Genomic DNA, 23,169 nt, shown 5'->3' on the forward strand with positions numbered 1-23,169 from the left:
GCCGAGAGAGGGGGGATACCATGAAACATCTCGCGCTTGCCGTCGCCCTGCTGGCCGCGCCATTGCCGGCCGCGGCCGTGTCGCTGGGCACGTATTCGGACGTTTTCGTGTTCGGCGACAGCCTGTCCGATCCCGGAAACCTCTTCGACGCGGTCTATGGCGCTCCGCTCTCACCGGTGGCCCCGCTTTACGGCAACGCCCAGTTCAGCGACGCAGACGCCTGGGCAAGCCAACTCGGCATCGATTTCGCATCCGGGGCGAATTTCGCCTTCGGTGGCGCGACCGCTGTCCAAAGCGGCCCGTTCGACATCGCCCTGCCCAACGGACCCTACCCCGTCGACGTCCCCGATTTCGCCGACCAGCGCGCGCTATACCGGGCCGCTGCACCGACATTGGGCAGCAACCCGTTGGCGGCGGTCTGGTTCGGCGGCAATGACCTGCGCGATGCCTTCATCGCCCCGGACCCGGGCAGCGCGGTCCCCATCGCCATCGGCCAGGCCGTCACCGCCATCGCCACCGGCGTGCAAGAACTCGTGAACGAAGGGCTGACCACCGTCGCGGTGTTCGGCCTGCCGAACCTTGGCCGGGTGCCCCAGATCACCACGCGCGGCGCCGCCGCAATCGCCGCGGCAACCGGCGCCACGGTCGCGTTCAACGACACGCTGCGCACCGCGCTGGCCGGCGTGACCGGCGGCGACCTTGCCTTCGTCGACATATTCGGCCTGTTCGAAACGGTCGCCGCGGCGCCCGGCGCCTATGGCTTCACCGACATCGAAGACGCGTGCCTCGGGGCGCTGCTGGCCGGCACCGCAAGCGATTGCCAGGGCTTCCTGTTCTACGACGACCTCCACCCGACCGCGGCGGGCCACGCGCTGATCGCCGATCGCTTCCTCGAAAGCATCGCCCCGGTGCCCCTGCCGGCGGGGGGCGGGTTGCTGCTGGCCGGGCTGGGCATGCTGGCGATCGTTCGGCGGACCCAAGCTGCCGACATGAGTCGGACCGCATAAACTAACCCCGGATTCTTCATTACCCTTCGATCCCGATCCCCGCTAAAAGGTCGCGCGATGCGCGGCCCATGTCGCAAGCGGCCAAGTTGGACCTTGCGAAATGGAGATAGATCGCGGAAAGGCCGGTGCCCGCGAGGACCGGCCGGGGAACCGGAGTGACGAGAATGGCCGAGGACGACGACGACCTGATCCTTTCCGACCTGCCCGACGAGGAACTCGTCCCGCAGATGCATGACGACCTGTATGACGGCCTCAAGGACGAAGTCGTCGAAGGCGTCGAAATCCTTCTGGAACGCGGCTGGACCCCCTACCGCGTGCTGACCGAGGCGCTGGTCGCGGGCATGACCATCGTCGGCAACGACTTCCGCGACGGCATCCTGTTCGTGCCCGAGGTGCTGCTTGCCGCGAACGCGATGAAGGCGGGCATGGGCATCCTGAAACCGCTCCTGGTCGAAACCGGCGCGCCCAAGTTGGGCAAGATGGTCATCGGCACCGTCAAGGGCGACATCCACGACATCGGCAAGAACCTGGTTTCGATGATGATGGAGGGCGCCGGCTTCGAGGTGGTCGACCTGGGCATCAACACCGATGTCGACGAATACCTGGGCGCCCTGGAAAAGGAACGTCCCGACATCCTGGGCATGTCCGCGCTGCTGACGACCACCATGCCCTACATGAAGGTCGTGATCGACACGCTGACCGAAAAAGGCCTGCGCGACGACTATATCGTGCTGGTTGGCGGTGCCCCCCTGAACGAGGAATTCGGCCGCGCCATCGGGGCGGACGCCTATTGCCGCGATGCCGCCGTCGCCGTCGAGACCGCGAAGGCCTTCGTCGCGCGCAAACACAACCAGGCCGCAGCAGGCTGACCCCTTGCGGGCCCCGGGGGCGGGGCCCCACATTCCCCGAATGACCCAAGGGGAAAGCTCATGCCGTTCCGCGTCTTCGCCCTGATCCTAGCCGGCGTGATCGCCTCCGGTGCGCTGACCGTGGGCCTTGTGGTCGCGCTGCCCGGCCATGGCATGGCCATCCTGATCCCGCTGGCACTTGCGGCCGCGCTCGGGCTGCGCCTTCTGCAGCGCAGGAAATGACCGCGCCCGACGACCGCATGCTGACCGAAACCGGCCTGACCCCGGCGGGCCGGGGGCGGGTGCTGGTGATCGGTTGCGGCGCGCTGGCCCATGAAATCCTGGCATTGAAACGGGCCAATGGCTGGCACCATCTCGACCTCGCCTGTCTGCCCGCGATCTGGCACAACCACCCCGAGCGGATCGCCCCCGGCATCCGCGAGGCCGTCACCCGGCATCGCGCTGCCTATGACAAGATCCTGGTGGCCTATGCCGATTGCGGCACCGGTGGCGATCTGGCGCGCACCTGTGCGGAACTGGGTGTCGAGATGATCGAAGGCCCGCATTGCTACGCGTTCTTCGACGGGCTCGACGCCTTTGCCGCCCGGGCCGGGGACGAGATCACCGCCTTCTACCTGACCGATTTCCTCGCGCGGCAGTTCGACGCCTTCGTCTGGCGTCCACTCGGGCTCGACCGCCACCCCGAGTTGACCGAGACCTATTTCGGAAATTACGACCGGCTGGTGTTCTTGGCCCAGACCGATGATCCCGCGCTTGACGCACGCGCGCGCGACTGTGCCCGCCGGCTGGGCCTGGCCTATGAACGGCGGGCGACGGGCTATGGCGATCTTGCCCGGTTCCTGCAAGAGCGCGCCTGACCGAAAGACACCCCGACCCCTGCGGCAACAACGAATCTTCCACTGCCACGCCAAACCGCTATCCTCGGGCCTGTCTTTGGATAAGGGGGGTAACGATCATGTCTGGTTGGGTCACGAACCTGCGGGCTGCCGCTGTTCTGGGGATTGCCGTCGGCCTTTCGGCACCGTGCCAAGCGGCAAGCCTGTCTTTCGACATCCTGGAAAGCGACACGGCGGGCTTCTGGACCTACACGTCCACCTTCGCGCTTCCGACAGGGTTTTCAAACGCCACCCTTGCGATCGACTATTTCGCCTCGGATGACCGTGCCGTCATGGCCCTGAACGGAACCAATGTCGCAAGCGCCGGTTTGTGCCAAACCTGGCGGGGCAACAGCGGCTACATGACTTTCGACGGGTCGACGTTCCAGCCCTACAGCTTCGATTATTGCCACTACACCGATACCGGCACGGGTCCGGCCAGCTATGCGCCGGTCACCAGTGGTTTCGTGGACGGAACGAACACACTGACCTTCTACGTGAACAACACGAACAACCGCATTTACCCCGCCTACATCGTCGATACGGCGGTCGGGTCGGGGGACTATGATAACGTCAAGTTCCGCGGAACGCTCAGCTACGACATGCCGAACGCCGTTCCGCTTCCCGCCAGCCTTCCGCTGCTTTTGGCAGGTCTTGCCGGGCTTTCGCTGGCCACCCGTCGCCGTCGGACCAGCTGAACGAAACCGACAAGGCCGCGGCCGGGGACCTCAAACCCCGGCTGCTGCGCCCGTGGCCTGTTCGCGGATGCGTTCGACCATGGCACGCAACCCGTTCGAGCGCTGCGAGGACAGGTGCTCGTCCAGCCCCAACCGCGCCAGTTCCGCCCCGGCATCGGTCTCCAGCACCTCGGCCACCTTGCGCTCGTCATACAGCGCCTTCAGCACCGCGATCAGCCCGCGCACGATCATCGCATCGCTGTCGCCCTTGAACCGATAGATCGCGTCTGCCCCCTGCCCCTCGATATCGGCCATCAGCCAGACCTGGCTGGCACAACCGTCGACCTTGGTCGCGGGCACCTTGAAGGCCTCCGCCAGCGGCTCCATGGCGCGGCCCATCTCGATCACGTGGCGATAGCGGTCCTCCCAATCCTCCAGGAAGTCGAACGTCTCCACGATCTCCTCGAATGCCGCACTTGCCACTGTCGATGCCTCCTTGCCGCTGCCTCCCTGACTTAGGCCCGCCGCGCGCAAAGGTCCAGCCGCCCGCCTGTCGCGGCTTTTCAAGACCCGCGGTTTCGGCTAACCCAAAGGCAGATTGCAATCCCGGGGGGCCCGATGCGAGCACCGCTTCTGCTGATCCTGTCGGCCGCGCTGATACTGGGCGGCTGTTCGACGGTGCGGGAATCGCGCCTCAACCCGTTCAACTGGTTCGGCGGCTCGACCGAGGAAACAGTGACCGTGGCCGCAGGCCGCGCCGTGGTCACCGACCCGCGCCCGCTGGTCGATCTGGTGACCGACATGGCCGTCGAACCCACCCCCGGCGGCGCCATCGTGCAGGCCACCGGCCGGCCCCCACGCCAGGGCTACTGGATGGCCGAACTGGTGCGGGACCGGTCCACACCGGGCGACGATGGCGTCCTCGTGTTCGATTTCCGCGTCGCCCGACCCGAGGGGCCCACCCGGACCGGCACAGAACCCTCGCGCGAGGTGACCGCGGGCAGCTTCCTGACCACGCAGGATCTGGACCGGGTGCGCAGCATCGTCGTGCGCGGCGACCGCAACCAGCGCCGCGCCAGCCGCTAAAGGCCGCGCCCTCGGCCGGCCGGCCGCCGCCGGCGCACCAGCGCAAGCGATCCCAGCGCGCCCACCAGCAAAGGCAAACCCGCCGGCAGCGGGACCACCTGACCTTCGGGCAGAACCCGCACCGTGGCCAATGTCAGCGCCGCCTGCGAGAAATCCAGATCGAAACGCGACGATCCGATCGGAAGAAACCCCGACGAGATGCCCGCACAGACGACCACGCAGGCGCGTCCGCCGATCTCGATCCCGAACTCCGAGGCAAAATCGCCCTCGACCGTGATCCCGCCCAGCGCCAGTTGCCACAGACCCGGCCGCTGCAGGTCAAGAAGGACCGACTCCGCCTCGTCAAAGGCGAAACTGCGCGTCACCAGCGTGCCATCCTCGTGGGTCGCGTGCACGGTGCCCAGAAGGTCGCCGAACACCAGTTCGGACTCCTGCACTGCGTCCACGGTCGCCCGCGCCCCCCACCGCGTACCCAGCCACGGGTCACGGTAGATCCGACCGGCTTGCGCGATGCGTTCCTCGTCATCCGCCGCGACGGTCTCGCCGAAGGGCAACAGCCGGACCCCCGAAGTCTCGAGAAACCCGTCGATGTTCAGAAGACGCAGATCGGCCGCGCCGAACAGCTCGACCTCCACCTCGGCCTCGACACCGAAGGCCGTCTGGAACGACCCGATCGCGCCGGGCACCTGCAGATCGGGCAAGGGCGCCGGCAAATCGACCACGAAAGGCGCAAATGACAGCGAAACCGGCGTCATTGCCGCCGCCGAAAAGGTCACCACATCCGGATGCTCGACCTGAAGACGCGCCTGCACTGCGGCCTCGACGCTCCCCGCGCTCGCGCGCGCCTGGTAATGCACCTCGGCCAGCGACCGGACGCCGAAACTGTCCGGTCCGATCTGGAAATCCCCGATCGGCGCCCCCCCGAACAACGAGGCAGACGCTGTCAACGCCACGTCCCCCGTGATCGTCGCGGCCTGCGCGTACGCCGCCGAAAGCCAGACCCCCACCGCCACCGCAGCGCGCACAGCCCAATTTCCCGCCATCTCCCCTCTCCCCGGTTCGATCCCAACCGGTTCAGCATCGGCACGCGCAACAAGGTGGGCATTGATAAGTGTCAAGCCGCCAGCCACCTGCGACGGGGGCACAGGCCCGCCCGGCCGGGTGGTCCCGCTGTCTTTTTCTTGGTCCAAATACTCGAAGGGCGCAGGGCACGCCGCCTGGCGCTGCGCGGCTACAGCGCGACAACCTCTACGCTGCTGCCCCGGGCCGCCAGCGCGATCTCGCCCGCGCACAGACGCAGTGCGTCCTGCCCGAACACCTCGCGCCGCCACCCCTTGAGCGCGGCGACATCGCGCTCGCCGGCGGCGATCAGGTCCAGGTCCGAGGATGTCGCGATCAACTTCTGCGCCACGCCGGCCTCTTCCGACTTGGCCTTCAGCAGCACCCGCAGCAGATCGGCCAGCGCCGGGTTCACCTGCAGCTTGGCATTGATCCGCGGCAGCTTGGGGTGATCCTCGGGCGCCATGTCCTGCGCCGTCTTCACCGCCGCGATGATGCCATCCGCGATATCGCCGCGCCGCGCCTCGCGCAGCAACAGCCGCGACCGGCCCAGTTCTTCGATGGTCTGCGGCCGGGTCGAGGCCAGTTCCAGCAGCGCATCGTCCTTGAACACCCGGTTGCGCGGGATGTTGCGCGCCTGGGCATAACCTTCGCGGAACCGCGCCAGTTCCCGCACCACCGCCAGGAACTTGCCCGAATTGGTGCGCGTCTTGACCCGCTTCCACGCCTCCGAAGGCCGCACGATATAGGTTTCCGGGTCGGTCAGCACCCCCAGTTCCTCGTGCAGCCACTTGGCGCGGCCCGTCCGGTCCAGATCGGCCGACAGATATTCATAGATCACCCGCAGATGGGTGACGTCGGCCAGCGCATAGGTCTTTTGCGCCTCGGACAACGGCCGGCGCGACCAGTCGGTGAACCGCGAGGTCTTGTCGAGATTGGCCTTGGCGATCTTGCGCACCAAGGTCTCGTAGCCCACCTGCTCGCCGAACCCGCAGACCATGGCCGCCACCTGGGTGTCGAACAGCGGTTCGGGAAAGACCTTGCCTTCGGTAAAGAAGATTTCCAGGTCCTGCCGCGCAGCGTGGAACACCTTGACCACGTCGCGGTTGCGGAACAGCTCGTAAAGCGGGTCCAGGGACAGATCGCCGGCCAGCGGATCGACCAGCACCGCCTCGCCCTCGGGACCGTCCGTGGCCGGAATCGCCAGCTGAACCAGGCAAAGCTTGGCGTAATAGGTGCGTTCGCGCAGGAACTCGGTGTCGATGGTGACGTAAGGCGACTGCGCGGCCGCCTTGCAGAATTCGGCCAACGCCTCGGTGGTGGTCAATGTCTTCATCTGCGCCCGTGTCCTGCTGCGTTCATGCGCAATCCCGGTCCCGTCCTGCCCCGCCTCCTGATAAAGAAAGCCCGAAGCCTTGGAAAGGGTTCTTCGCCCGGCGCATGCGATTGGCGAAATCCCTTCCGGTATCACGGGATTGACCGCCGCCGCCTGCCCGCCGGCCAAAGCCGGTCAGGGCAGGGTCACCAGCGTGCGATCACCGGCGGCAAAGCGGCGCAACACGGCGGGGTAAAGCCGGTGCTCCATCGTCAGAACGCGCGCGGCCAACGCCTCGGGCGTGTCCCCGGACAAGACCGGCACCCGCGCCTGGCCCAGGATCGGCCCGCCGTCCAGCTCGGCCGTCACCTCGTGGACGGAACACCCCGCCTCGGCATCCCCCGCGGCAATGGCGCGGGCATGGGTGTCGAGACCACGGTATTTCGGCAAGAGCGACGGGTGGATGTTCAACATGCGCCCGGCATAATGGTCGATGAAAAGCGGCGTCAGGATCCGCATGAACCCCGCCAGCGCAAGGATGTCCGGCGCATATTCGTCGATCTTCGAAATCAGTTCACTTTCAAAGGCTTGCCGGTCGCTCTTGAAATCGCGGTGATCGACGACCTCGGTGGGGATCCCCATCGCCTCGGCCCGGGCCAGCCCGCCCGCACCCGGCACGTTCGACAGCACCAGCACGGGGCGCGCGGGGTGATCGCCCGCCATGCTCTCGGCCAGCGCCACCATGTTGGAACCGCCACCCGAGATCAGGATCGCGACGCGTTTCACAACAGCGCGCCCCGGTAGACCACTCCCTGCCCCGGCATCACCCGGCCGATCTCGAATACCGTCTCGCCCTCGCCGGTCAACAGCTCCGCGATGGCGCCTGCCCGGTCGGGCGCGACAGCCAGCACCATGCCGATCCCCGCGTTGAAGGTCTTGAGCAGTTCCGCCTCGGCCATGCCCGCGGTCTCGGCCAGCCAGCGGAACACCGGCGCCAGGTCCCAGGCCGACAGGTCGATCTCGGCGCCCAGCCCCTCAGGCAGGACACGCGGCAGGTTCTCGGTCAGCCCGCCGCCGGTGATATGGGCCAGCGCATGCACACCCCCCGCCCGCACCGCCGCCAGCGCCGGTTTCACGTAAAGCCGCGTCGGCGTCAGCAGGGCCGCGCCCAGCGCGCCCTCGGCAAAGGGCGCGGGCGCATCCCAGCCCAGCCCGGCCAGGTCCACCACCTTGCGCACCAGCGAATAGCCGTTCGAATGCACCCCGTCGGACGCCAGCCCCAGCAGCACGTCGCCCTGGGCCACGCCCGCGGGCAGATCCTTGCCCCGCTCCATCGCGCCGACGGCGAACCCCGCAAGGTCGAAATCGCCATCGTGATACATGCCCGGCATTTCCGCCGTCTCGCCCCCGATCAGCGCACATCCCGCGCGCGCACAGCCCTCGGCGATGCCCTCGATCACGCTTGCCGCCTCGTCGACCGACAGCTTGCCGGTGGCGAAATAGTCGAGAAAGAACAAGGGCTCGGCCCCTTGGCAGACCAGGTCGTTCACACACATCGCGACCAGGTCGATGCCCACGCCGCCGACCTCGCCGGTGTCGATGGCGATCCGCAGCTTGGTGCCCACACCGTCGGTCGCGGCCACCAGCACCGGGTCGGCATAGCCTGCCGCCTTCAGGTCGAACAGCGCGCCAAAGCCCCCCAGCCCGGCCATCACACCGGCCCGCGCCGTGCGCTTGGCGGCCGGCTTGATCCGCTCGACAAGCGCGTTGCCCGCGTCGATATCCACGCCCGCCTCGGCGTAGGTCAGGCCATTCTTGCGCTCGGTCATCGGTGCCCCTCCGTTAGGTCGGGGCAGCGTTAGCCGATCCCCCGCGCGCTGTCCACGGCCCGGCTTGACGGTCCTTGCCGGTCTGCTACTCAGGGACACACGGTCGGGCCTGTAGCTCAATTGGTCAGAGCAGAGCGCTCATAACGCTTTGGTTGGGGGTTCGAGTCCCTCCGGGCCTACCGTCCGATCCCGCCCTGCCGCACATCGCTGCCACAGACGTGGCCGCAGGTGCCTGCGACAACCTGAACATGTGCTTTCTCAAAACTGTCACCCTCGGGACGAGTGATCGTTACACGAGGGCGCAACTTTCTGCCCGCGCGCCGCCCGAACCGCGTTCAGCGCGACCGCATGGCCTTTGTCATATTCAACGCACGAGGACAGAATGTCGTTCATCCTTTCGCGCCGCGCGCTTCTCGCGGCTTCGGCTTCCCTTGCCCTTGCAGCCCCCCTGACCGCCACGGCCGGCACGATCGGGGCCGCCGACAACGTGTTCCTGTTCATCTCCGATGGCGCGTCCTGGGGCACCTGGGACATGGCAAGTTACTGGCAATACGGCGAAAAGGGGAAGCAGCCCTATGACGGCTTCGACGTCAAGATGGGCATGACGACCGAACCCGCCTCGGCCACGCCACGGACCTATGACCCGGACGCGGCCTGGGACACGACCGCCACGGGCGACGCCGACTATTTCGCCGGATACAAGACCATCAAGCAGGGCGCGACCGACAGCGCCGCCGCCGGCACCGCGCTGGCCACCGGCGAAAAGACCTATAACGGCCGCATCGACGTCGACACCGAGGACAGCCCGCTGCCCTTCATCAGCCAGGCGATGAAAGAGGCCGGGAAATCCGTCGGCGTGCTGTCGAGCGTGCCGATCAGCCATGCCACGCCGGCCACCTTCGGCGCCCAGAACATCAGCCGCAACAACTACACCGAGATCGCCAACCAGATGATCATGGAAGGCACGATCGACGTGCTGATGGGCGGCGGCAACCCGCTTTACGACGACGAAGGCAACCTGCGCACCACACCAAGATACAACCGGATCTCGGAAGCGGACTGGACCGCCTTGAACGGCGCCGGCGCACCGATGACGCTGATCCAGGCCAAGGACGATTTCGAGGCGATCGCCAATGGCACGCTCGACATCGACGGCCGCGTCATCGGCATGCCGCAGGTCGGTGACACGCTTCAGGCCAACCGCGACGCCACGCTGATGGGCAGCGATCCGGCCAATCCCAGTGGCGTGGCCTTCATCGAGTCGGTGCCCACGCTGGAAACCATGACGCGGGCGGCGCTCAACCTGCTCGGTGACGACCCGGACGGGATGTTCCTTATGGTCGAGGGCGGCGCGGTCGACTGGGCGGCGCATGCCAACGATACCGGGCGCATCATCGAAGAACAGGTCGACTTCAACAACGCGGTGGCCGCGGCGATCGGCTGGATCGAGGCCAACTCGTCCTGGGAAGACAGCCTGATGATCGTGCTGACCGACCACGGCAACGGCATGCCGATGGGCCCGGACTCCGACACCATCGCGTTCCAGCCGATCGAGAACAACGGCGCGGGCAACCTGCCGGGCGTGCTTTGGCACCATGGCACCCACACCACCGAGAACACGCTGCTCTGGGCCCATGGCGCGGGGTCGGACCTTTTCGCCGATCATGTCGTCGGCACCGATCCCTTCCTGAACTCGATCCTGGGCTTCAACGACGGCAGCTATATCCAGAACAACGCGGTGGGCCGGATCATGGCCGACGCCGCGGGGGTCGATCTCACCCCCGTTTCGGCGGTTCCGCTGCCGGCGGGCATCTGGCTCTTCGGCTCGGGGCTGGTTCTCTTGGCCGGCCTGCGCCGCCGGGCGGGCGCGTCCTGACCGCGGCCTGCGCCGTCCAGACGCCCTGATTCCCGTCGTGCCGCCGCGCCCCAGCGGCGGCACCTGCCCGCCGGGGCGGCCGGGCACTTATTTCTTGTGCCCGCCGCCGGTTTCTGCATCCTTCCCGGAAAACGAACCAACGGGAGGAGGAGACCCCATGAAACATCTGGTGTTCGGCACCGTTTCGGCTGCCGCGATCGCTCTTGGAACGCTGGCCGCGAATGCCGCCGAGACGACGCTGCGAATCTCGCTGCAATTGCCGCTGAAATCCCACCTCGGGCAGAACCTCGTGCTGTTCAAGGACCAGGTGGAATCGGCCTCGAACGGCGATATCGCGGTTGAAATCTATGACTCGGCCCAACTCTACAAGGACAACGAGGTGCCCCAGGCCGTCGGCTCGGGCTCGATCGAGATGGGGGTGGCCTCGCTGACCCGCTACGTGGGCGATGCGCCCATCGTCGACATCTTCTACCAGCCGTTCCTGTTCGACACCGAAGCCAAGGTGCGCAAGGCCGTCGCGCCGGGCAGCCCCGTGCGCCAGCCCATCGACGACGCCATCGCCGAGACCGGGTCAACCGTGCTCTGGTGGCAGGCCTATGGCGGCGCGATCATGTTGTCGAACGGCGGGCAGATCAAAGGCCCCGACGACCTCAAGGGCAAGAAGGTCCGCGTCTTCGGCAAGACGCTAGGCGAATTCGTCGAGGCCGCGGGCGGCGCGCCGACGATCATCTCGGGGTCCGAACAATACCTCGCCTACCAGCGCGGCACGGTCGATGTCGGCATGACCGGCGTCTCGGGCGTGCAGTCGCGCAAACTGTGGGAGGTGATGGACACGATCACCGTCACCAACAACGCCGATATCGAGTTCATCGTGGTGGTGAACACCGACTTCTGGAACGGCCTGCCCGAGGAACACCGCGCGATCATCGCCGAGGCCGCCAGGATGGCCGAGGACACGGTGCGCGACGAGATGTCGAACATCGAAGCCACCGCCTTCGCCGAGGCGGAACAGAACGGCATGACGATCTACACGCCCACCGAAGACGAGATGGCGGCGTGGAAAGCCGCCTCGCAACCGGTCTACGACGCTTTCATCGAACGCACCGGCGACACCGGCCGCGCGATGCTCGAGGCCGCCCAGTCGTTCTGATCCGACACCGGCCCGCCGTCCCGTCGCGGCGGGCCGATCCCTTTCCGAAAGACCGCCGATGCGCCTTTTCGACGCCGTGGAACTTCTGGCCGCGCGGTTCGCCGCCCTGCTTCTGGTCGCGACCGGGGCGATGCTCAGCTACGAGGTGGTCGCGCGCTATTTCTTCACCCAACCCACGATCTGGGCGGCCGAGCTCAGCCAGCTTTGCCTGATCTGGGCCTGTCCGCTGGCCGCGCCCTGGGTCCTGTCGGCACGCCGCCACATCCGGGTAACGGCGGTCACGCAATTGCTGCCCTTTGGCCTGCGCCGGATGCTGGAGGTGGCGGCCATGCTTGTGATCGCCGGGTTCAGCGGGGTCGTTCTGTGGTTCGGCTTCGGCATCTTCCACGACAGCTGGGTGCGCGGGCGCACGACCGGCACCATGCTGGACCTGCCCGCCTGGCTGCCCGAGGCGGCGATCCCGGCGGGCTTCGCGCTGCTCACCGTCTCGGCCCTGGGCAACGCCTGGCGCGCCGCGACCGGCCCCCTGCCCGCCGAGGGGGAGATGATGGAATGACCATCGCGCTGATCCTCGCGCTGCTGTTCGGCCTGTTGCTGGCGGGCATCCCCGTGGCCTTCGCGCTGGGCGCGCTGGGGCTGGGGATGCTGTGGGCCGGGGGATTCTCGCCCCTCATGGCACCGCAGGCGATCCTGTCGACGCTGGACGGCTTCATCCTTCTGGCGGTGCCGCTGTTCCTGTTGATGTCGAACATCCTGCTCAAGGGCGGCGTCGGGCGCGACCTTTACGCCGCGGTGCAGGCCTGGGTCGGCCACTGGCCCGGCGGCATGGCGGTGGCCACGATCATTTCCTGCGGGATCTTCGCGGCGATCTCGGGCTCTTCGGTCGCGACCGCCGCCACAATCGGCACCGTCGCCGCGCCCGAGATGATCTCGCGCGGCTATGACAAGAGGTTCGTCTACGGCCTGTTGGCCGCGGGCGGCACGCTGGGCATCCTGATCCCGCCCTCGATCCCGCTGATCATCTACGGCTTCGTGACCGAGGAATCGGTGATCGCCCTCTTCATGGCGGGCATCGGGCCGGGTTTGGCGCTGATCGGCCTGTTCATCGCCTATTCGGTGATCCATGCCCGGTTCTTCGGCAACTATACCCCCGTGCCGCGGGCCAGCCGGGCCGAGCGCCTGACAGCCACATGGCGGGCGATGCCCTCCATGGTCTTGGCCGTCGTCGTGCTTGCCGGCATCTATACCGGCGCCTTTACCCCGACCGAGGCGGCGGCCATCGGCTTTGCCGTGGCACTGCTCATCACCGGCGTGATCCTGCGCAGCCTCTCCTTGCGTGCGCTCTGGCAGGCGGTCTGGGACTCGATGGTCACCACGGTCGCGATCCTGTTGATCATCGCGGGCGCCAAGGTCTTCGGCAAGGCGATCACGCTCTATCGCATCCCGCAGGAAATATCGGCCTTCCTCGCCGACGCGGTCTCGACGCCGCTGGGGCTGGTGGTGCTGGTCTGCGGCGTGCTGCTGCTGATGGGCCTCGTGTTCGAGGCGCTTTCGATGATCCTGATCATGACGCCCGTGCTGCTGCCCGCAGCCATGGCGATGGGGTTCGACCCGATCTGGTTCGGCATCTTCATGGTGGTGATGGTCGAATGCGCCCTCATCACGCCGCCTGTCGGCCTGAATCTCTACGTGATCCAGTCGGTCACCCGGTCCAGCCTGGTCGACGTCTCGCGCGGCACGCTGCCGTTCCTCGCGCTGATGCTGGTGCTTGTGGCGATCCTCTATGCCTGGCCCGACCTCGCCCTTTTCATCCCGTTCAAGCTCTAGGTGCCCATGACCTCTGCCCCCGAAAAGCTCCGCGCCCTGCTGGCCGAACCCGGCCTGATCACCATGCCCTGCTGCTTCGATCCGCTGTCGGCCAAGCTCATCGAACAGGCGGGCTTTCCGCTCAGCTTCATGTCGGGATTCGCCACCGCAGCCGCGCGGCTGGGGATGCCCGACACCGGCCTCATGTCCTATGCCGAGGTGCTCGACCAGGGCCGCAACATCTGCAACGCCGTGTCCATCCCGGTCATCGGCGACGGCGATACCGGCTATGGCAACGCGATCAACGTCAAGCGCACCGTTCAGGGATTCGCGCAGGCCGGGTTCGCGGCCGTGATGATCGAGGACCAGGTCGCGCCCAAGCGCTGCGGCCATGTCGCGGGCAAGTCGGTGGTCGACCGCGACGAGGCCTTCGCCCGCATTCGTGCCGCCGCCGACGCGCGGGCCGAGGGCGCCGACATCCTGATCCTCGCCCGCACCGATGCCCGCCACGAACACGGGCTGGACGAGGCCATCGCGCGCGCCGCCCGCTTCGCCGAACTGGGCGCCGACATCCTGTTCGTCGAGGCCCCCCGCGACGCCGCCGAAATGGCCCGCGTTCCCGCCGAACTGCCCAAACCCTGCATGGCCAATATCGTCGAGGGCGGCCTGACCCCCGCCCTGCCACCGTCCGAGATGGAGGCCATGGGCTACAAGATCGCCGCCTATCCCCTGACCCTGATGGCCGCCGCCATGAAGGCCATGGCCGACACGCTCGAGGCGTTCAAGACCGGCACGCCCGACGAGGCGACGCTCATGGGGTTTGCCGAACTGAAACACCGCATCGGCTTCGACGCCTATTTCCAGGACGAAGCGCGCTACGCCGCCAAGGCGTAAGGCGCGCGCCCTATCGCGCCAGCACCAACTCCGCCTTCAGCCCGCCCAGTCGCGCGCTTTGACCCAACCGCAGGGCACCGCCATGGCCGCGGGCGATATCCGACGCGATGGCCAGACCCAGGCCAACGCCGCCGCCCTTGTCCTGGCTGCGTGCCGCGTCCAGCCGCTGGAACGGCTGCACCGCCTGCTCGCGCCGGTCCTCGGGGATGCCGGGGCCGTCGTCCTCGACCGTGTAGACGACGCGCCCCGGGCTGATCGTCATCCCCAGGGCGGCCCGCGTGCCGTGCCGAAGCGCGTTGTTCACAAGGTTCTGCAGCGCCCGTTCCACCGCCAACGGGCGCAGCATCGCCCGCTCACCCGTCGGCGGATCGGCCAGTTCCACCGCCCCCCCCGCGGCCCGCGCCCGCCCGGCCACCCGGGCCAGGATCTCGGCCGGGTCGCAGGGTTCGGGGTCGTCCAGCGCATCGGCCCGCGCGAAATCCAGGAAGGTGTCGATCATCCGCTCCATGTCGCCCAGGTCGCGCTGCATCGCCTGTGTCTCGGGCGTCTCCTCGGCCATCGACAGTTCCAGCTTCAGGCGCGTCAGCGGCGTGCGCAAATCGTGGCTGACCCCCGACAGCATCAGCGTGCGCTGTTCGATCTGCCGCTCGATCCGCGCGCGCATGTCCAGGAAGGCCCGGCCCGCCGCGCGCACCTCGGTCGCGCCCGATGGCTTGTAGGGCATGGTGCGCCCCTTGCCGAACGCATCGGCCGCGGCCGCCAGCCGGGTGATCGGGCGCAGCTGGTTGCGCAGGAACAGATAGGCGATCAGCGTCATCAGGATGCCGGTCACCACCATCAGCACCAACAATTGATGCGGGTTCGAGGCCGACACCCGGCGCCGGTCGAAACCGACCTCCATCGGACCGAACGCCGTCTCCAGCCCCACCCGCACCTGCCGCATGTTGGTCGCCAGATCGATCCCGCGAAACTGCGGCAGCCCCTCCTGCATGGTGGCCCTCACGGTCTTGCCGGACAGATCATAGAACAGGCGGCTTTCGCCGGTCGGAATGTCTGCCTTCAGCGCAACGGACAATGCCAGCGGCGCGGCGATCTCGCGCGCCGCGGCCTCGGCCGTCGCCCGGTCGGGTGCCTCTTCGACAAGGCGCACCAGGTAGGCCAGTTCCAGCACGATCGCCCGCGACATCTGCCGCGTGACATCCTCGAAATGGCGCTGGATGAAGACCACCGACACCACCAGTTGCAGCGTCACGATCGGCACCAGCAGAATCAGCGCGGCCCGGCCATACAGCCCCCGCGGCAGCATCCGTTTGATCCAGCGCTCCTGCATGCTAAAGCCATACCGGCCCCGCCGCCGCCAGGGAAGCCTCGACAGATGACCGACCGTTTCGACCCCACACCCGGTGCCTGCGACACCCTGCGCCCCGGGCTGCGCCGGGTGTTGGCGCCGAATCCCTCGCCGATGACCTTTCGCGGCACCAACAGCTATATCCTGGGCGAGGGCCGCGTCGCGGTGATCGACCCCGGCCCCGCCCTGCCCGCGCATCTCGACGCGCTGTTGGCCGCCCTCGCCCCGGGCGAAACCGTCAGCCACATCCTGGTGACCCATTCCCATGTCGACCATTCGCCGCTGGCCCGCCCGCTGGCCCGGGCGACGGGGGCCCCGGTGCTGGCCTTCGGCGACAGCGCGGCGGGGCGCCGCGCCGATCTCGCCGCACTCTCCGGGCTGGGCGGCGGCGAAGGGGTGGACACGCATTTCACACCCGACGCCCGCCTTGCCGATGGCGAAACGGTCGCGGGCGATGGCTGGCGGGTGAAGGCGATCCACACGCCCGGGCACATGGGTAACCACCTCAGCTTCGCCTGGCAGGACGCGATCTTCTCGGGCGACCACGTGATGGGCTGGGCAACCTCGATGGTCTCGCCCCCCGATGGCGATCTCGCCGCCTTCATGGCCTCGCTCGACCGGCTGGCCGCGCGCCCGGAGGCGGTGCTTTATCCCGGCCACGGCGCACCGGTCGCGAACGGCCCCGCACGGATCGCCAAATTGATCGCGCATCGCCGCGCCCGCGGGGCTCAAATCCTCGCCGCCCTGGCCGCGGGCCCGGCGACCCCCGGCCAGATCGCGCGCACCGTCTATGCCGACACGCCCGCCGCACTCCTGCCCGCGGCCACCCGCAACGTGCTGGCCCATCTCATTGAACTGGCGGACAAATCCCTGGCCACGCCCGAGGGCGAGATCTCCGCCCAGGCCCGCTGGCACCGGCTCTGACCGCGCATCCATTTTTCCGCGCAAAACCCTCTGGACGGGGCGGAATCCACTTGCTATACGGCGCCCCACGTTCCGGCGTAGCTCAGTGGTAGAGCAGTTGACTGTTAATCAATTGGTCGTAGGTTCGAATCCTACCGCCGGAGCCAAAATCACCACCGATAGGCCCTGATCCTTTCGCACGGGTACGCCCGGCGTCGGGCCGGCTGGCCTTGTGGATGTCCGGGGATCGCGCCAAAATCCGTCCGGCACACAGCGCCGCACAAACCGGAGGAACCATGCGCAAGGTCGCCAGCCGCGAAGCCCTGGACGATATCCAGCAGATGCACCGCGGCGTGCACATGGCGCTGGATGCGCTGGTCAACCAGTCCGACCCCGAGCGCGCGGTCGAGATCCTGCAACAGATCGACGCCGCCATGGTCGCCTGGATCAACGAGGTGCGAAAGATGCGCTAGGACGGCCCGCCCGATGATCCCTCCCCGTCCCCTGCCTTGCATCGCCCAAAAAACAGGCACCCGATTGCCAATCCGCCCCGCTTTGCGCGCTTCCCAGTTGCCGCCGCCCGCACCGCTGCCTAGCGTTGAGCCATGAACGACACGCCGATCTTTGACGAGATGTGGGGCCGCGACGAGGCCCTGCGCGCACCCTATGCGCGGTTTCAACATTGGCTGGAAGGCGAGGACATGGCCCGCCTTCGGGCCAAGCAGCGCGAGGCCGAAGAGGTGTTCCGCCTGACCGGAATCACCTTCAACGTCTACGGCCGCGCCGAGGCCGAGGAACGGCTGATCCCGTTCGACATCATCCCCCGCATCATCTCGGGGCGCGAATGGCTGCGGCTGTCCAAGGGCATCGAACAGCGGGTGCGCGCGATCAACGCGTTCCTGCACGACATCTATCACCGCCAGGAAATCGTCCGCGCCGGCCGAATCCCCGAAGAGGCGATCTCGCGCAACGACGCCTTCCTGCCGCAGATGATCGGGGTCGAACCGCCGGGCGGCATCTACACCCATATCGTCGGCATCGACCTGGTGCGCACCGGAGACGACCAGTTCTACGTGCTCGAGGACAACGCCCGCACGCCGTCCGGGGTCAGCTACATGCTGGAAAACCGCGAGACGATGCTGCAGATGTTCCCCGAGCTGTTCGCCCAGAACCGGGTGCAGCCGGTGCAATCCTACCCCGCCGACCTGCGCCGCTCGCTGGCGGCCTGCGCACCGGCGACCATGGGGCCGCCCACGGTCGCGGTGCTGACGCCCGGCATCTACAACTCGGCCTATTTCGAACACGCCTTCCTGGCCGACCAGATGGGCGTGGAACTGGTCGAGGGCAACGATCTGCGCGTGGTCGACGGCAAGGTGGCGATGCGCACGACGCAGGGCTATCAGCCGATCGATGTGCTGTATCGCCGGGTCGACGACGATTTCCTCGACCCGCTGAACTTCAATCCCGACTCGGCACTCGGCATCCCGGGCATCATGGATGTCTACCGCGCCGGCGGCATCACCATCGCGAACGCGCCGGGCACCGGTATCGCCGACGACAAGGCGATCTACAGCTACATGCCCGAGATCGTCGAATTCTACACCGGCGAAAAGGCGCTTCTGGAAAACGTGCCGACCTGGCGCTGTTCCGAAGCCGATGCGCTGGCCTACGTGCTGGACAACCTGCAGGATCTCGTGGTCAAGGAGGTGCACGGGTCGGGCGGGTACGGCATGCTGATCGGACCGACCGCGACCAAGAAGGACCTCGCCGAATTCCGCCGCAAGCTCAAGGCGCGGCCCGGAAATTACATCGCCCAGCCCACGCTGTCGCTCTCGACGGTGCCGATCTTCACCCGCAAGGGGCTGGCGCCGCGCCACGTGGACCTGCGCCCCTTCGTGCTGGTCAGCCCGCAGGGCATCAACATCACGCCGGGCGGCCTGACCCGGGTGGCGCTGAAAAAGGGTTCGCTGGTGGTGAACTCGTCGCAAGGCGGCGGAACCAAGGACACCTGGGTGCTGGAGGACTGAGGCGCGATGCTGGGCAAGACCGCCAACGGGCTGTTCTGGATGTATCGTTACCTGGAACGGGCCGAGAACACCTCGCGCCTGGTCGAGACCGGCCAGCGCATCGCGCTGACCCGGCTGGACAGTTCCGACGGCGAATGGCTGTCGATCATGCAGACCGCGGGCGTGGCCGACGGCTATCTGGCGCATCACGACGAGGTCACGAAAGAGGCCGCCATCGACTGGATGCTGCGGGCCCGCGACAACCCGTCCTCGGTGCTGTCGACGATTTCCGAGGCACGCCAGAACGCCCGCCTGGTGCGCACCGCGCTGACCCATGACGTGTGGGAGGCGATGAACGGCTGCTACATGAAGGTGCGCGGCGCACTGGCCCGCCGGGTCAACGAACGCGACCTGCCCGCCGCGATCGACTGCATCCAGCAACACACCGCGCTGGTGCGCGGCACCACGCAGGGCACGATGCTGCGCAACGACATCTTCAACTTCGCCCGCATCGGCACCTACCTGGAACGCGCCGACAACATCGCCCGTATCCTCGACGTGAAATACTACGTGCTGCTGCCCGGCGTGCAGTCGGTCGGCAGTTCGATCGACAACGTGCAGTGGGAAACGATCCTGCGCTCGGTCTCGGCCCGCGGCGGGTTCCGCATGGTGCATGGCAACCAGGCCAGCCCCGTCGACATCGCGAATTTCCTCATCCTCGACCGGCGCATGCCGCGCAGCCTGCGCTTCTCGATCACCAAGATCCGCGACAACCTCGATTACCTGGCCTCGGATTACGGGGCCCGGCTGGAATCCCATGCCCAGGTGGAAACGCTCGTGCACCGCTTCCTGTCGCATGACATCGACGCGATCTTCGATTACGGGCTGCACGAATACCTGCAGGATCTTCTCGGCGCGCTGGCCGGTCTGGGCCGGCAGATCGAGATCGACTACCGGTTCTACGAGTAAGCCCATGCGCCTGAGAATCAGCCACACCACCCGCTACCGCTTCGAGAACCCGGTGACATACGGGCTGCAGCAGTTGCGCAAGACGCCGAAATCCAGCCACCAGCAAAACGTTCTGAACTGGTCCACCAGCGTGCAGGGCGGCCGCAAGGAACTGAGCTTCGAGGATCACCACCACAACACGGTCGAATTGATCAGCTTCGAACGCGACGTGACCGAACTGATCGTGCGGTCCGAGGGCGAGGTCGAACTGGCCGAAACCCACGGCGTCGTGGGGCCCCATCGCGGCCCCGCGCCGCTGTGGCTGTTCCGTCGCGCCACGCCGCGAACGCGCGCCGGTCAAGGCTGCCGTGCCCTGATCCGCGAAGTCGCGGGCGACACCGATCTCGACCGGCTGCACGCGCTGTCGCACGCGATCCTGAACGCCGTCGCCTACGAGATCGGCGCAACCGGCGCCGAGGCCACCGCCGAAGAGGCCCTGGCCGAAGGCCGCGGCGTTTGCCAGGACCACGCCCATGTCTTCATCGCCTGCGCCCGCGAAATGGGGTTTTCCGCGCGCTACGTCTCGGGCTATCTCAGCATGGACGACCGCGACGAACAGGACGCGATGCATGCCTGGGCCGAGGCGCATGTGAACGGGCTGGGCTGGGTCGGGTTCGACGTGTCGAACGGGATCTCGCCCGACATCCGCTACGTGCGCGTGGCCACCGGGCTTGACTATGACGAGGCCGCGCCGGTACGCGGCACCCGTGTCGGCGGCGCGGGAGAGGCGCTTTCGGTCGCAATCGAGGTGGCGCAGCAATAGCTGCACAAGAGGCGGGACGGGCAATGACCTATTGCGTCGGGCTTATGCTGGACCGGGGGCTTCTGATGATGGCCGACACCCGCACGAATGCGGGCCTGGACAACATCTCGACCTTCCGCAAGCTCTTCACCTGGGACGTCCCGGGCGAGCGGGTTCTGATGATGATGACCGCGGGCAACCTGGCCACCACCCAGGCCGTGGTCAGCCTGCTGGACGAACGCACCAAGGCCCATGAAGACCGCGCGCCCTCGATCCTCGAGGTGCCCTCGATGTTCCAGGCCGCCCGGCTGGTGGCCGACACGCTGCGCGACGTCATCGCCAACCATGCCGAGGCCGGCCAACGCGCCGACAGCACCTTCAACGCCACGCTGATCCTCGGCGGCCAGATCAGGGGCGGGCCGGTCCGGCTCTTCCTGATCTATCCCGAGGGCAATTTCATCGAGGCCGGGGCCGACACCCCGTTCTTCCAGATCGGCGAAACGAAATACGGCCGCCCGATCCTGGTGCGGGCCTATGACCCGGACATGAGTTTCGAGCGCGCGGTGAAACTGCTGCTGGTCAGCTTCGACAGCACGGTCAAGGCCAACCTTTCGGTCGGCCCGCCCTTCGACCTGCAGCTGTATGAAACCGGTACCCTCAAGCTGGGGCCGAAACTGCGGATCGCCGCCGACGCCCCCTATTTCCAGGCGATCTCGACGGGCTGGGGCGAGGCGCTCAAGACCGCTCTGGACAGCCTTCCCGATTTCGACCTGACCGCCGAGAGCTGAGCCGCGCCGCGGGGCGCGTGACGGGCGCCCGCCCCCGCAGCGCCTTGCGGGCGCGGCCGGGTCAGGGCTGGCGCAGCACCGCCGACACCGGGGCCAGCGTCACTTGCTCGGCCTCGGCTTCCAGCGCCCAGGAATACAGCGCGGTCACCGTGTCGGAATAGCTGTGCCCGACCATCACCACATGCCCGTCCTGACGTGCCTTGAACACCGCCCGGTCCAGCACGCGGCGGATCGTCGGCGCGTTCGGGCGGTCGTCATCGATCACCCGAAACACCGTCGCCTGCGGCACGCCCGCCTGCCCGGCCAGCCGCGCGGCGCTGTTCAACCCGCGGTCATAGGTCACCAACCCGTGCCCGGTCTCTCCGGCAAAGGCCACCATCTGCGCGGTCAGCGCCCGATCGTCCTGGAACCCGCCCGAGGCCACGTCCAGAACCGCCACCGCCCGGTCGAGCAGCGCGCGCTGCGCGGTCAGCACGACCTCCAGGTCGCTCGGCACGGCCCCCGCGGGCAACGCCGAGGCCAGCGCCACCACCTCGTAGCCCGCCGCCCGGTAGGCCGCCATCGCCTCGGCGGCATCGGGCCGAGTCGGGTCCACCGCAAAGGTCACCGGGAACGAAAAGGTCATCAGCGTCTCGCGGTCCAGCCCCTGCTCGCCCGCGTCGATCAGGATCACCGAGAACAACGGCCGGTCGCTCTCGGTCTGGAACGGGACCGCGTTGCGCGCCAGCGCCCCAAGCGCGATGGCCGGCTCTTCCGCAGGCGCGTCCGCGGCCTGAGCGCTTTCGGCGGGGGCCGCCGTGACCACCTCGGCCGCGGCCGGCGGTTCGGGCGCCGCCTCGTTCACCGTGGGCAGGCGGCCGATGCGGATATCGGTCGTTCCGACCGTCGCCCCGGGCGCCGGCACACGCAGCCCTGTCTCGCCCGCAACGTCCGACGGGTCCTCGGCGGTGTCCTGCGTCGGTGCATCGGCGGGAAGACCCGGCAGCGGCCGCACCCGCGGCTGTTCCGCCACTCCAGGCCCGCCATCATCCGAAGACTGGGCAACCGGGGCGGCGCGCTCCGGTTCGACGGGCGGCGCCGTGTCGGCGGTCCGGGCGGCAGCGGTATCCATGCGGGGCGCCGGCGCGGGATCGGTCACCGTTTCGGGCAGGTCCGGCTGCGGCGCGGGACTGCCCGGCGCCGCATCGGCCGCTTGGGCGGTCTGCGTCTCGCGCCGGGATTCGGCCGCCGGCCCGGGGGCACTACGCAACGCGGCGGGCGCATCGGCCCCGGGCGCCGGCACGAAGGGCTCTTCGGCGCCCAGATCGGGCGGCGCCTCGGCGGTCAGCGGCGGGGCCAGCCCGTCGGGACCATCGGTCACCGGCTCGGGCGCGGCGGACGGCGCGGTGTCGGGCAACGGCGCCTCGGCCATCAGGTCGCCCGGTTCGGGGCCGCGCACCGGCGGCGCGCCGCGCGGCTCGGCCTCGGCATCGGGCAGGCTCGCCGCACGTTCGGGCGGCGGGCGGTTGAATTCCGACCCCGGCGGCAACTCGATATCGGTGGCCGGCCCGCCCAGCGGCGCGGGAACCGCCGGCCGGCCCGTCGACGCAGGCCCCCCCGACGGAACCGGGGGCGCCGCTTCGGGCATCAACGTGCCCTGGTCCGGCGCCTCGGGACGGGCGGCCATCTGCGGCGCGGGCGCCTCGCCCGGCCCGGTCGGCGCGGGCCCCACCAGCGCCAGCACGACCAGGCCCAGCCCGGTCACGACGATGCCCCAGACGATCCCGCTGAACAGCCCCCTGCCCATGCCTCGCTCCTTCGGTAAAACGGCCTGCCGCCTCTTGCCTTCTGCCTTGCGCGCGGATCTGCCCGCGCCACCGCCCCTTGACCGGGGCGCACTGCTCTGAACATGTATAGCCCGACCCGCAAGCCGGTTCACCCCCTTTCGCTGA

General features: G+C 68.0%; 24 protein-coding genes and 2 tRNA genes. 19 read left to right on the forward strand and 7 right to left on the reverse strand.

Annotated elements, in window-relative coordinates; all coding sequences use genetic code 11:
• The first annotated feature begins 20 nt into the window (after positions 1 to 20).
• From EV662_RS03325 to EV662_RS03340, 5 genes are all read left to right on the forward strand, one after another.
• Complete coding sequence (locus EV662_RS03325) at positions 21 to 1,007, forward strand: SGNH/GDSL hydrolase family protein (protein ID WP_165915503.1); 987 nt, start codon at positions 21 to 23, stop codon at positions 1,005 to 1,007.
• A 164-nt stretch (positions 1,008 to 1,171) separates the two neighbouring features.
• Positions 1,172 to 1,876 (forward strand): corrinoid protein, encoded by a 705-nt coding sequence (locus EV662_RS03330; protein WP_132460731.1) that lies wholly within the window; start codon positions 1,172 to 1,174, stop codon positions 1,874 to 1,876.
• Positions 1,877 to 1,936: 60 nt separating this feature from the next.
• Positions 1,937 to 2,098 (forward strand): hypothetical protein, encoded by a 162-nt coding sequence (locus EV662_RS19420; RefSeq protein WP_165915504.1) that lies wholly within the window; start codon positions 1,937 to 1,939, stop codon positions 2,096 to 2,098.
• The gene (locus EV662_RS03335; RefSeq protein WP_132460732.1) at positions 2,095 to 2,733 is read left to right on the forward strand and encodes a DUF1638 domain-containing protein; all 639 of its coding nucleotides are present in this window, start codon (positions 2,095 to 2,097) and stop codon (positions 2,731 to 2,733) included. The genes EV662_RS19420 and EV662_RS03335 overlap by 4 nt, the downstream gene beginning before the upstream one ends.
• Positions 2,734 to 2,831: 98 nt before the next feature.
• Positions 2,832 to 3,449 carry a VPLPA-CTERM sorting domain-containing protein gene (locus EV662_RS03340; RefSeq protein WP_132460733.1) on the forward strand — a complete coding sequence of 206 codons (618 nt, stop codon included), beginning with the start codon at positions 2,832 to 2,834 and terminating at the stop codon, positions 3,447 to 3,449.
• Between the two features lie 30 nt (positions 3,450 to 3,479).
• Here EV662_RS03340 and EV662_RS03345 read toward each other — a convergent pair whose 3' ends face one another.
• Positions 3,480 to 3,911 carry a SufE family protein gene (locus EV662_RS03345; RefSeq protein ID WP_132460734.1) on the reverse strand — a complete coding sequence of 144 codons (432 nt, stop codon included), beginning with the start codon at positions 3,909 to 3,911 and terminating at the stop codon, positions 3,480 to 3,482.
• A gap of 135 nt (positions 3,912 to 4,046) precedes the next feature.
• On the opposite strand from EV662_RS03345, the gene EV662_RS03350 reads away from it, so the two are divergent.
• A complete protein-coding gene (locus EV662_RS03350; RefSeq protein WP_132460735.1) occupies positions 4,047 to 4,514 on the forward strand; it encodes a hypothetical protein in 468 nt (155 codons plus the stop codon).
• On the opposite strand, the gene EV662_RS03355 is transcribed toward EV662_RS03350, so the two are convergent.
• The 4 genes from EV662_RS03355 to purM all read right to left on the reverse strand — a co-directional run bounded on the left by EV662_RS03355 (position 4,511) and on the right by purM (position 8,717).
• Positions 4,511 to 5,557, reverse strand: coding sequence for a VPLPA-CTERM sorting domain-containing protein (locus EV662_RS03355; protein WP_132460736.1), 1,047 nt, complete (start codon positions 5,555 to 5,557; stop codon positions 4,511 to 4,513). The genes EV662_RS03350 and EV662_RS03355 overlap by 4 nt on opposite strands.
• A 188-nt stretch (positions 5,558 to 5,745) precedes the next feature.
• Positions 5,746 to 6,909 carry a ribonuclease D gene (gene rnd / locus EV662_RS03360; RefSeq protein WP_132460737.1) on the reverse strand — a complete coding sequence of 388 codons (1,164 nt, stop codon included), beginning with the start codon at positions 6,907 to 6,909 and terminating at the stop codon, positions 5,746 to 5,748.
• A gap of 174 nt (positions 6,910 to 7,083) precedes the next feature.
• Positions 7,084 to 7,674 (reverse strand): phosphoribosylglycinamide formyltransferase, encoded by a 591-nt coding sequence (gene purN / locus EV662_RS03365; RefSeq protein ID WP_132460738.1) that lies wholly within the window; start codon positions 7,672 to 7,674, stop codon positions 7,084 to 7,086.
• Positions 7,671 to 8,717, reverse strand: a complete 1,047-nt coding sequence (gene purM / locus EV662_RS03370; protein WP_132460739.1) for a phosphoribosylformylglycinamidine cyclo-ligase — start codon at positions 8,715 to 8,717, stop codon at positions 7,671 to 7,673. The genes purN and purM overlap by 4 nt, the downstream gene beginning before the upstream one ends.
• Before the next feature lie 105 nt (positions 8,718 to 8,822).
• Here purM and EV662_RS03375 point away from each other — a divergent pair.
• The 6 genes from EV662_RS03375 to EV662_RS03400 all read left to right on the forward strand — a co-directional run bounded on the left by EV662_RS03375 (position 8,823) and on the right by EV662_RS03400 (position 14,443).
• Positions 8,823 to 8,896: transfer RNA gene (locus EV662_RS03375), tRNA-Ile, on the forward strand.
• 203 nt (positions 8,897 to 9,099) lie between these two features.
• Positions 9,100 to 10,593 (forward strand): alkaline phosphatase, encoded by a 1,494-nt coding sequence (locus EV662_RS03380; protein WP_132460740.1) that lies wholly within the window; start codon positions 9,100 to 9,102, stop codon positions 10,591 to 10,593.
• A 157-nt stretch (positions 10,594 to 10,750) separates the two neighbouring features.
• On the forward strand, positions 10,751 to 11,743 hold the full coding sequence (locus EV662_RS03385; RefSeq protein WP_132460741.1) for a TRAP transporter substrate-binding protein: 993 nt from the start codon (positions 10,751 to 10,753) through the stop codon (positions 11,741 to 11,743).
• Positions 11,744 to 11,801: 58 nt separating this feature from the next.
• Positions 11,802 to 12,299, forward strand: coding sequence for a TRAP transporter small permease (locus EV662_RS03390; RefSeq protein ID WP_132460742.1), 498 nt, complete (start codon positions 11,802 to 11,804; stop codon positions 12,297 to 12,299).
• On the forward strand, positions 12,296 to 13,570 hold the full coding sequence (locus tag EV662_RS03395; RefSeq protein ID WP_132460743.1) for a TRAP transporter large permease: 1,275 nt from the start codon (positions 12,296 to 12,298) through the stop codon (positions 13,568 to 13,570). Before EV662_RS03390 ends, EV662_RS03395 begins: the two co-directional genes overlap by 4 nt.
• A 6-nt stretch (positions 13,571 to 13,576) precedes the next feature.
• Positions 13,577 to 14,443, forward strand: coding sequence for an isocitrate lyase/PEP mutase family protein (locus EV662_RS03400; RefSeq protein WP_132460744.1), 867 nt, complete (start codon positions 13,577 to 13,579; stop codon positions 14,441 to 14,443).
• Between the two features lie 10 nt (positions 14,444 to 14,453).
• On the opposite strand, the gene EV662_RS03405 is transcribed toward EV662_RS03400, so the two are convergent.
• A complete protein-coding gene (locus tag EV662_RS03405) occupies positions 14,454 to 15,773 on the reverse strand; it encodes an ATP-binding protein (protein ID WP_132460745.1) in 1,320 nt (439 codons plus the stop codon).
• Between the two features lie 45 nt (positions 15,774 to 15,818).
• Here EV662_RS03405 and EV662_RS03410 point away from each other — a divergent pair, with 45 nt between their 5' ends.
• The 7 genes from EV662_RS03410 (at position 15,819) to EV662_RS03435 (ending at position 21,238) form a co-directional block, all read left to right on the forward strand.
• Positions 15,819 to 16,715, forward strand: a complete 897-nt coding sequence (locus EV662_RS03410) for an MBL fold metallo-hydrolase (RefSeq protein WP_132460746.1) — start codon at positions 15,819 to 15,821, stop codon at positions 16,713 to 16,715.
• A 71-nt stretch (positions 16,716 to 16,786) separates the two neighbouring features.
• A tRNA-Asn gene (locus EV662_RS03415) sits at positions 16,787 to 16,861 on the forward strand.
• 129 nt (positions 16,862 to 16,990) lie between these two features.
• Positions 16,991 to 17,167 carry a hypothetical protein gene (locus EV662_RS19425; RefSeq protein ID WP_165915505.1) on the forward strand — a complete coding sequence of 59 codons (177 nt, stop codon included), beginning with the start codon at positions 16,991 to 16,993 and terminating at the stop codon, positions 17,165 to 17,167.
• 132 nt (positions 17,168 to 17,299) lie between these two features.
• On the forward strand, positions 17,300 to 18,721 hold the full coding sequence (locus EV662_RS03420) for a circularly permuted type 2 ATP-grasp protein (protein ID WP_132460747.1): 1,422 nt from the start codon (positions 17,300 to 17,302) through the stop codon (positions 18,719 to 18,721).
• A gap of 6 nt (positions 18,722 to 18,727) precedes the next feature.
• Positions 18,728 to 19,669, forward strand: a complete 942-nt coding sequence (locus EV662_RS03425) for an alpha-E domain-containing protein (RefSeq protein WP_132460748.1) — start codon at positions 18,728 to 18,730, stop codon at positions 19,667 to 19,669.
• A gap of 4 nt (positions 19,670 to 19,673) precedes the next feature.
• Positions 19,674 to 20,471, forward strand: a complete 798-nt coding sequence (locus EV662_RS03430; RefSeq protein WP_132460749.1) for a transglutaminase family protein — start codon at positions 19,674 to 19,676, stop codon at positions 20,469 to 20,471.
• 23 nt (positions 20,472 to 20,494) lie between these two features.
• Complete coding sequence (locus EV662_RS03435) at positions 20,495 to 21,238, forward strand: proteasome-type protease (protein ID WP_132460750.1); 744 nt, start codon at positions 20,495 to 20,497, stop codon at positions 21,236 to 21,238.
• 61 nt (positions 21,239 to 21,299) lie between these two features.
• Here EV662_RS03435 and EV662_RS03440 read toward each other — a convergent pair whose 3' ends face one another.
• Positions 21,300 to 23,024: a polysaccharide deacteylase family 2 protein gene (locus tag EV662_RS03440; protein ID WP_132460751.1), complete on the reverse strand. Its 1,725-nt coding sequence runs from the start codon at positions 23,022 to 23,024 to the stop codon at positions 21,300 to 21,302.
• Positions 23,025 to 23,169 lie beyond the last annotated feature (145 nt).

Origin of the sequence: Rhodovulum marinum, assembly GCF_004343075.1 — a bacterium.
GTDB classification, from domain to species: Bacteria; Pseudomonadota; Alphaproteobacteria; order Rhodobacterales; family Rhodobacteraceae; genus Rhodovulum; species Rhodovulum marinum.

Excerpts from the sequence above, each read along its gene's own strand:
- EV662_RS03325 (WP_165915503.1), top strand. The coding sequence starts at position 21 with ATGAAACATCTCGCGCTTGCCGTCGCCCTGCTGGCCGCGCCATTGCCG.
- EV662_RS03330 (WP_132460731.1), top strand. The coding sequence starts at position 1,172 with ATGGCCGAGGACGACGACGACCTGATCCTTTCCGACCTGCCCGACGAG.
- EV662_RS19420 (WP_165915504.1), top strand. The coding sequence starts at position 1,937 with ATGCCGTTCCGCGTCTTCGCCCTGATCCTAGCCGGCGTGATCGCCTCC.
- EV662_RS03335 (WP_132460732.1), top strand. The coding sequence starts at position 2,095 with ATGACCGCGCCCGACGACCGCATGCTGACCGAAACCGGCCTGACCCCG.
- EV662_RS03340 (WP_132460733.1), top strand. The coding sequence starts at position 2,832 with ATGTCTGGTTGGGTCACGAACCTGCGGGCTGCCGCTGTTCTGGGGATT.
- EV662_RS03350 (WP_132460735.1), top strand. The coding sequence starts at position 4,047 with ATGCGAGCACCGCTTCTGCTGATCCTGTCGGCCGCGCTGATACTGGGC.
- EV662_RS03355 (WP_132460736.1), bottom strand. The coding sequence starts at position 5,557 with ATGGCGGGAAATTGGGCTGTGCGCGCTGCGGTGGCGGTGGGGGTCTGG.
- rnd (WP_132460737.1), bottom strand. The coding sequence starts at position 6,909 with ATGAAGACATTGACCACCACCGAGGCGTTGGCCGAATTCTGCAAGGCG.
- purM (WP_132460739.1), bottom strand. The coding sequence starts at position 8,717 with ATGACCGAGCGCAAGAATGGCCTGACCTACGCCGAGGCGGGCGTGGAT.
- EV662_RS03380 (WP_132460740.1), top strand. The coding sequence starts at position 9,100 with ATGTCGTTCATCCTTTCGCGCCGCGCGCTTCTCGCGGCTTCGGCTTCC.
- EV662_RS03385 (WP_132460741.1), top strand. The coding sequence starts at position 10,751 with ATGAAACATCTGGTGTTCGGCACCGTTTCGGCTGCCGCGATCGCTCTT.
- EV662_RS03390 (WP_132460742.1), top strand. The coding sequence starts at position 11,802 with ATGCGCCTTTTCGACGCCGTGGAACTTCTGGCCGCGCGGTTCGCCGCC.
- EV662_RS03395 (WP_132460743.1), top strand. The coding sequence starts at position 12,296 with ATGACCATCGCGCTGATCCTCGCGCTGCTGTTCGGCCTGTTGCTGGCG.
- EV662_RS03400 (WP_132460744.1), top strand. The coding sequence starts at position 13,577 with ATGACCTCTGCCCCCGAAAAGCTCCGCGCCCTGCTGGCCGAACCCGGC.
- EV662_RS03405 (WP_132460745.1), bottom strand. The coding sequence starts at position 15,773 with ATGCAGGAGCGCTGGATCAAACGGATGCTGCCGCGGGGGCTGTATGGC.
- EV662_RS03410 (WP_132460746.1), top strand. The coding sequence starts at position 15,819 with ATGACCGACCGTTTCGACCCCACACCCGGTGCCTGCGACACCCTGCGC.
- EV662_RS19425 (WP_165915505.1), top strand. The coding sequence starts at position 16,991 with ATGCGCAAGGTCGCCAGCCGCGAAGCCCTGGACGATATCCAGCAGATG.
- EV662_RS03420 (WP_132460747.1), top strand. The coding sequence starts at position 17,300 with ATGAACGACACGCCGATCTTTGACGAGATGTGGGGCCGCGACGAGGCC.
- EV662_RS03425 (WP_132460748.1), top strand. The coding sequence starts at position 18,728 with ATGCTGGGCAAGACCGCCAACGGGCTGTTCTGGATGTATCGTTACCTG.
- EV662_RS03430 (WP_132460749.1), top strand. The coding sequence starts at position 19,674 with ATGCGCCTGAGAATCAGCCACACCACCCGCTACCGCTTCGAGAACCCG.
- EV662_RS03435 (WP_132460750.1), top strand. The coding sequence starts at position 20,495 with ATGACCTATTGCGTCGGGCTTATGCTGGACCGGGGGCTTCTGATGATG.
- EV662_RS03440 (WP_132460751.1), bottom strand. The coding sequence starts at position 23,024 with ATGGGCAGGGGGCTGTTCAGCGGGATCGTCTGGGGCATCGTCGTGACC.